Annotated in this window: 4 protein-coding genes; all 4 read right to left on the reverse strand. The window is 62.9% G+C overall.

Annotation, left to right across the window (positions count from 1 at the left end; translation table 11 throughout):
* Window positions 1-168: 168 nt before the first annotated feature.
* Window positions 169-576, reverse strand: coding sequence for a GFA family protein (locus EO094_RS14125; RefSeq protein WP_128293425.1), 408 nt, complete (start codon window positions 574-576; stop codon window positions 169-171).
* Between the two features lie 93 nt (window positions 577-669).
* The gene (locus EO094_RS14130; protein ID WP_205649933.1) at window positions 670-1263 is read right to left on the reverse strand and encodes a PIN domain-containing protein; all 594 of its coding nucleotides are present in this window, start codon (window positions 1261-1263) and stop codon (window positions 670-672) included.
* Window positions 1260-1742, reverse strand: coding sequence for an excisionase family DNA-binding protein (locus tag EO094_RS18765; protein ID WP_164879671.1), 483 nt, complete (start codon window positions 1740-1742; stop codon window positions 1260-1262). The genes EO094_RS14130 and EO094_RS18765 overlap by 4 nt, the downstream gene beginning before the upstream one ends.
* 419 nt (window positions 1743-2161) lie before the next feature.
* A complete protein-coding gene (locus EO094_RS14140) occupies window positions 2162-3343 on the reverse strand; it encodes a Fic family protein (RefSeq protein WP_128293429.1) in 1182 nt (393 codons plus the stop codon).
* Window positions 3344-3576: the final 233 nt, after the last annotated feature.

Raw genomic sequence — 3576 nt, forward strand, 5'->3', positions numbered from 1 at the left:
AATGGAAGCCGGCGATGAAGCGTCAAGCTCCGAAGAGCAGTGCTCCCCGCCGCCGGTGTCGCGGTATATATTCAGACCTCTCCGGCCTGTCAACAGACTCATTTCGAAATTCGACAGAGCGTTCGTTCGGCCCCGGTTTTCCGCGATCTCGCGCCCGCCCCCCTTGCCTCAGTCCTCAAAGCGGCTCGACGGATCCCGGTCGTGGGCATAGCGATGGCGCATCGGAAACGCCGGGAGCCAGGATTCCCGCCGCACTGTCCAGCTTTCATAGGTCGGGACGAACTGATCCGGCTCGTCGAGCGCGCCGAGATGGATCTCCACCTCGTCGCCGCTGCGGGCAAACACCGAGGAGCCGCACCGGGCGCAGAAATATCGCCCGCGATAATCGGCAGGCGTGCCGGTGACTGTCACCGCATTGTCAGGAAAGATCGCCGAGGCGTGAAAGACCGCCCCGTGATGCTTGCGGCAATCGAGGCAATGGCAAAGCCCGACGCGGTAGGGCCGGCCCGTCGCGACGAACCGCACCTCCCCGCACAGGCACCCGCCGGTGAATGTCTCCCCGGTGAATGTCTCCATGGTGCAGCTCCCGGCATTCCACGTTCCGGTCAAGGTCTTGCAAAGACGGGTCCCGCGCAAGCGGCTCGCCTGGGATCAAGGCGTTGGGCGTGGTCAGCCCCCGTTTCCGCTCGACGGCATCAGGACGTCATAGGCTTTGAGCATCTCGGCGAGACGCGGGATGCCCGCCCTCGAAAGGCTTTCGAGATAATCCCCGTAATCAAGCGGCGGATCGGCGTAGTGCGCAAAATCCGCCCGCACCGCATCGATAAAAAGGCTCGGGGCGAGGCCGAAGACGTCCATCAGGAATCGATCGGGGTGCTTCGCCTCGAGCCGAAAACCCTCCAGGATCGCGGCCGGAAAATCCTTCTCGTTGAACGTGACGATGACATCGGCCCGCGTCATGATCGCTGCTGCCACCACATGCCTGTCGTCGGGATCCGGCAGCTCGATGCCGGCAATAAGCGGCTCATATCCTTCCACGAGACAATCTGGCACGGCCGCATTCATCGCCGCACGGGTGCGGGCAAGGTCTTCCGGCTTCAGATCGGGCCGGTTGCTGATCAGATTGCGGATCCACTCATCGTGAACTGCATCCGTCCACCTGGCGCGGAACAGCTTGGTTTGGGCGACAAAAAGCACGAGGCTCCGCAGCCGCGCACCATAGAACACATTGGCGTCGATGAGCGCGGTGAAGGTCGAGATCATTCAAGTCGCAGCCGCTTCGCCTCTTCACCGAGATCTCTGAGAGCGTTCTTCTGCACGTCGCGGCATGCCCGCTCATAGGCGATGAGATCCGCGAATCGCACTCTCCGATGGCGTCCGACTTTGCGGAACGCCAGTTTCCCGGCTTCCAGTTGGCGCACCAGATAAGGCCGTGACACGTTGAGATAATCGGCCGCCTGCTGCGTCGTCAGCTCGGCCTCGTGCGGAATCAGCGAGACTGGGGTCCGGCTCGCCATCGCCTCGAGCACCTCGTGGATGAGCGCAACGGCCCTTGCCGGAAGCGGTACGATGACCTTTTGGCCCGCCCCTCCGTCGACGGTGATCTTGACGCTTTGATGGGCCTCCGCGATCGCCTTCAGCCGATCGGCTGCCGTGCGTGCAATGAGAGCCTCCGCCTCGTCTGCGAGGAAAGGCTCATGCGTCTGGTCGATGAGCGCAGAAATGTCGTTTCTCCTATACATCCCGCGCGAGATTCGCACGTTCTCTTGATCGATTCGCGGCTCGCATCGGCGCGCACTGTCCGCAATATCCGAAACAAACGAAATATACGAACCACGCATGCATTCAAGTGCGGTGAGCAAGACCTCTGGCAAAAACGGCAGCCGACTCGCTCACACGGGCCAACGAGCCAGCACGACACGCGAATCACGCCGCACCCGGCAGCCATCGTTTGCGGCCTCGCGAATCGCCGACCGGCGAGCAAGATGGGGCCGACAGGGCGTCGGGCGTGTCGAACACCCGCTCCCGACCGCACGGGCCACTCTTTCTGCGAGCGGAAATGTCGCAGATACCCCCGTCGCGCGCCCGAGACTTCGCCTGCAAGCTCTTCACCCGAAGCCGGTCTTCGCCGGGCGGCAGCGAGCTTTTACGGCAAAACCGTTCAACTGCCGGCGGGCAAGGGATCCGTTCCCTCGCTGAGGATCGCAAGATAACGCTGGTAGCTGAACACCCGCCCTCGCTTGCGCCCCGTGATTTCCGAGACGATGCCCATCTTCTCCAGTTCGGCCAGGGCCGCATTGACTGTCGGCGCCGACAAGCCGGTTTTCGCAACGAGCTGGTTGGAGCTCAGGAACGGGTTCTGCTGAAAGAGCTCGTGGATGCGCAGCGCCGAGCCGGCGCGGTCGCTTTCGTTCGTGATTCGCTCGCGGTCTTCCTTGAAGAGGTCGACGATCCGTGTGGCCGCCTCGAAAGCCTGGTTGGCCGTTTCGGCAACGCCGGCGAGGAAGAAGTCGAGCCAGGCCTCCCAGGCGCCATGCTCGCGCACCTCCTGAAGAAGGCGGTAATAGTCGGCACGATGCGTCTTCAGGTAGAGGCTGAGATAGAGAAGTGGCTTGCGCAGCACCCCGTTGACGCAAAGATACAGCGTCACCAAAAGGCGACCGATGCGGCCGTTGCCGTCGAGAAACGGGTGGATCGTCTCGAACTGGACATGCAGCAGCCCGGCCTTGATCAGGGCCGGCAGGGGCGATTCGTCTTCGTGGATGAAGCGCTCCAGCGCGTCGAGACAGCCATCGAGTTCGGCGACGGGCGGCGGAACGTAGAGCGCGTTCCCGGGGCGCGAGCCCCCGATCCAGTTCTGCGAGCGGCGGAATTCGCCCGGGTCTTTCGTGCCGCCGCGGCCGCTTTTCAAAAGCCGACCATGCATCTCGCGGATGAGGCGCAACGACAAGGGAAGCTCGGCAAGCCGTTCCAGCCCGTACATCATCGCATCGACGTAGTTCGAGACTTCGCGGATGTCGTCGATCGGCTCTCCCGCCCGAGCTTCGGTCTCGAAGCGCAGGAGATCGCTCAGCGTGGATTGCGTCCCCTCGATCTGCGACGAGAGCACCGCCTCCTTGCGCACATACATATAGAGAAAGAGCTCCTGGCGCGGCAGCAGCATGGTGATGCCGTCCAACCGCCCGAGCGCGCGTTCGGCGAGACTCAGGCGATCGAGAAGAGCCAGGACGTCGATCTGCGGCGTCGGCGGCAGAGGCGGCGGAACGAAGGCGCGGACGTTTTCGCCTCCGACAGCCGTTGCGACATATCGGCCGAGGCGCAAATCAGGGTCGGAATCGGTCATGGCGCATCCTGGCAGCGCAAGCTTATTTAAGCAATCCAGCCTTCACTTGAATACCGCACATGCCAGCGTAAGCAGCCTTAAATAGCCTCGTTGCCCCGCCCTGTCGCGACAGACGGAGAGGGCTCGGGCCCGAGTGAGGAGTGTGCCGCTCTGTCGCCGGGACGTTCGGGCAGTTTCAGAACGCACAAAAGCCCCGCGTTGGTGCGGGGCTTTGAGGGGATGTATGATATGGT

Origin of the sequence: Afifella aestuarii (assembly GCF_004023665.1) — a bacterium.
Lineage (GTDB): Bacteria > Pseudomonadota > Alphaproteobacteria > Rhizobiales > Afifellaceae > Afifella > Afifella aestuarii.